The organism is Aeromonas sp. Y318-3, from assembly GCF_027706185.1.
GTDB classification, from domain to species: domain Bacteria; phylum Pseudomonadota; class Gammaproteobacteria; order Enterobacterales; family Aeromonadaceae; genus Aeromonas; species Aeromonas veronii.
Map to the genome: position 1 here is coordinate 1 of NZ_JAPDCN010000043.1, position 3,361 is coordinate 3,361.

A 3,361-nucleotide genomic window follows, 5' to 3' on the forward strand; every position below is an offset into this window, starting at 1 on the left:
TTTCGAGTTCTAGGCGTTCTGCGATGAAGGTTGGATCCCAGCCGGGATTGAAAGTGTCGACGTGGGTGAATCCGAGCCGCTCGTATAGGCCACGCAGGTTCGGGTGGCAGTCGAGCCGCAGCTTGGCGCACCCCTGCGTTCGCGCGGCATGGCGGCAAGCCTCGATCAGCGCGGAGCTGACACCCCGGCCCGCATGTGTCCGTCGCACCGCGAGCTTGTGCAGATATGCGGCCTCCCCCTTGAGGGCGTCGGGCCAGAACTCGGGATCCTCGGCCGACAAGGTGCAACAGCCGACGATGCCGTCGCTGCAACTCGCGACTAGGAGCTCGGATCTCAGGACGAAGGTCTCCGCGAATGTCCGGTCGATCCGCGCGACGTCCCAGGCGGGCGTTCCCTTGGCGGACATCCACGCCGCAGCGTCGTGCATCAGCCGCACAACCTCGTCGATATCACCCGAGCAGGCGACCCGAACGTTCGGAGGCTCCTCGCTGTCCATTCGCTCCCCTGGCGCGGTATGAACCGCCGCCTCATAGTGCAGTTTGATCCTGACGAGCCCAGCATGTCTGCGCCCACCTTCGCGGAACCTGACCAGGGTCCGCTAGCGGGCGGCCGGAAGGTGAATGCTAGGCATGATCTAACCCTCGGTCTCTGGCGTCGCGACTGCGAAATTTCGCGAGGGTTTCCGAGAAGGTGATTGCGCTTCGCAGATCTCCAGGCGCGTGGGTGCGGACGTAGTCAGCGCCATTGCCGATCGCGTGAAGTTCCGCCGCAAGGCTCGCTGGACCCAGATCCTTTACAGGAAGGCCAACGGTGGCGCCCAAGAAGGATTTCCGCGACACCGAGACCAATAGCGGAAGCCCCAACGCCGACTTCAGCTTTTGAAGGTTCGACAGCACGTGCAGCGATGTTTCCGGTGCGGGGCTCAAGAAAAATCCCATCCCCGGATCGAGGATGAGCCGGTCGGCAGCGACCCCGCTCCGTCGCAAGGCGGAAACCCGCGCCTCGAAGAACCGCACAATCTCGTCGAGCGCGTCTTCGGGTCGAAGGTGACCGGTGCGGGTGGCGATGCCATCCCGCTGCGCTGAGTGCATAACCACCAGCCTGCAGTCCGCCTCAGCAATATCGGGATAGAGCGCAGGGTCAGGAAATCCTTGGATATCGTTCAGGTAGCCCACGCCGCGCTTGAGCGCATAGCGCTGGGTTTCCGGTTGGAAGCTGTCGATTGAAACACGGTGCATCTGATCGGACAGGGCGTCTAAGAGCGGCGCAATACGTCTGATCTCATCGGCCGGCGATACAGGCCTCGCGTCCGGATGGCTGGCGGCCGGTCCGACATCCACGACGTCTGATCCGACTCGCAGCATTTCGATCGCCGCGGTGACAGCGCCGGCGGGGTCTAGCCGCCGGCTCTCATCGAAGAAGGAGTCCTCGGTGAGATTCAGAATGCCGAACACCGTCACCATGGCGTCGGCCTCCGCAGCGACTTCCACGATGGGGATCGGGCGAGCAAAAAGGCAGCAATTATGAGCCCCATACCTACAAAGCCCCACGCATCAAGCTTTTGCCCATGAAGCAACCAGGCAATGGCTGTAATTATGACGACGCCGAGTCCCGACCAGACTGCATAAGCAACACCGACAGGGATGGATTTCAGAACCAGAGAAAGAAAATAAAATGCGATGCCATAACCGATTATGACAACGGCGGAAGGGGCAAGCTTAGTAAAGCCCTCGCTAGATTTTAATGCGGATGTTGCGATTACTTCGCCAACTATTGCGATAACAAGAAAAAGCCAGCCTTTCATGATATATCTCCCAATTTGTGTAGGGCTTATTATGCACGCTTAAAAATAATAAAAGCAGACTTGACCTGATAGTTTGGCTGTGAGCAATTATGTGCTTAGTGCATCTAACGCCTGAAATAAGCCGTGCCGCGAAGCGGCATCGGCTTGATTGAATTGTTAGACGGCAAACTCGAGCCAATACTTGTGCAGGCCAACAATATTAGACGAGCACAGCATGGGCATTGCCGCTTTGATCTTCTCCAGTGACCAATTCCACCACTCCATCTCCAGAAGCAATGAAATTTCCTCATCGGTGAAGCGTTTCTTAATCTTCTTAGCGGGATTGCCGCCAACGATAGCGTAAGGCTCCACATCTTTTGTCACCAACGAGCGGCTGCCTATCACCGCACCGTGCCCGATCTTGATTCCGGGCATGACCATTGCCTCAGAGCCGATCCAAACGTCATTGCCAATGACAGTATTACCTGCTTTTTGGAAGGCATCGAGTGCGCTTGAGAATGCAGGTTCTTCCTGCATATAAAAGAACGGGAAAGATGATGCCCAGTCGTACCGATGCCCCTGATTGCCAGCCATGATAAAGGAAGCCCCACTCCCGATAGAGCAGAAACTACCGATGATCAACTTATCAACGTCATCACGGTCCGGAAACAGATACCGTGCGCAGTCATCGAATGAGTGCCCATGATAGTAGCCAGAGTAATAGCTGTACCGCCCAACTTTGATATTGGGGTTCTTCACTTGCTCAGAAAGCAGCTTGCCTTTGAAGGGGCTATCAAAGTAGTTGGTCATAAGAGATCCCGCGGTCTGTGACTTTGCCGTCTAACGTTTGAAATAAGGGGCGCCGAGCGCCAGCGAGGGGAGCCAAAAGCTTGCTTTTGGCCGTCCCGACTTGATTGAAGGGTTGGGCGTTTTTTTGCCTCGCCTTCGAGTTGCTCTTGTTGTACAATCTTCTGTACATGTACGGAGGATGTTATGGACGCTATCACTTACACACACGCCCGCGCCAACCTGGCTGGAACCATGGATCGTGTTTGCAACGATCATGAGCCGGTGATCATCACACGTAACGGCGACCAATCGGTTGTGATTCTCTCGCTGGAAGATTTCCAGGCGCTGGAAGAAACTGCGTATCTGCTGCGCAGCCCCGCCAACGCCAAGCGGCTTTTCAAGTCGATCGAGCAACTTGAAGCGGGCCGAGGACAGGCGCGGGAGTTGGCCGAATGAGATTAATTTTTTCCGATGATGCATGGGAAGATTATCTGTTCTGGCAAAAACAAGACCGCCGCATGGTTGATCGAATTAACAAGCTAATTAAAGAAACCACCCGAGAGCCTTTCTCTGGAGTGGGCAAGCCAGAGCCATTAAAACATGCTTTGGCCGGTTATTGGTCTCGTCGAATTACGGATGAGCACCGAATGGTTTACAAAGTGGCGGATGATGCCCTTTGGATCGTTCAACTCAAGTACCACTACTGAAAAGACGCCCAACGTTTGACATGAGGGGCGGCCAAGGGCGCCAGCCCTTGGACGTCCCCCTCGATGGAAGGGTTAGGCATCA

At 56.0% G+C, this 3,361-nt stretch carries 6 protein-coding genes; 2 read left to right on the top strand and 4 right to left on the bottom strand.

Annotated features, from left to right (window positions below):
- The 4 genes from OKB77_RS23845 to OKB77_RS23860 all read right to left on the bottom strand — a co-directional run.
- Positions 1–496 (bottom strand): GNAT family N-acetyltransferase (locus OKB77_RS23845; RefSeq protein ID WP_270818710.1); only part of this gene is annotated, 496 nt, incomplete at its 3' end.
- Between the two features lie 127 nt (positions 497–623).
- Positions 624–1,463 (bottom strand): sulfonamide-resistant dihydropteroate synthase Sul1, encoded by an 840-nt coding sequence (sul1, locus tag OKB77_RS23850; RefSeq protein WP_000259031.1) that lies wholly within the window; start codon positions 1,461–1,463, stop codon positions 624–626.
- Entirely contained in the window at positions 1,457–1,804 is a 348-nt protein-coding gene (locus OKB77_RS23855) for a quaternary ammonium compound efflux SMR transporter QacE delta 1 (protein ID WP_000679427.1), read from the bottom strand. Before OKB77_RS23855 ends, sul1 begins: the two co-directional genes overlap by 7 nt.
- A 156-nt stretch (positions 1,805–1,960) precedes the next feature.
- Positions 1,961–2,593, bottom strand: coding sequence for a type B-3 chloramphenicol O-acetyltransferase CatB3 (locus OKB77_RS23860; RefSeq protein WP_000186237.1), 633 nt, complete (start codon positions 2,591–2,593; stop codon positions 1,961–1,963).
- A 183-nt stretch (positions 2,594–2,776) separates the two neighbouring features.
- On the opposite strand from OKB77_RS23860, the gene OKB77_RS23865 reads away from it, so the two are divergent.
- Positions 2,777–3,028: a type II toxin-antitoxin system Phd/YefM family antitoxin gene (locus OKB77_RS23865; RefSeq protein WP_032492621.1), complete on the top strand. Its 252-nt coding sequence runs from the start codon at positions 2,777–2,779 to the stop codon at positions 3,026–3,028.
- The gene (locus OKB77_RS23870) at positions 3,025–3,279 is read left to right on the top strand and encodes a Txe/YoeB family addiction module toxin (RefSeq protein WP_032492620.1); all 255 of its coding nucleotides are present in this window, start codon (positions 3,025–3,027) and stop codon (positions 3,277–3,279) included. The genes OKB77_RS23865 and OKB77_RS23870 overlap by 4 nt, the downstream gene beginning before the upstream one ends.
- Positions 3,280–3,361: the final 82 nt, after the last annotated feature.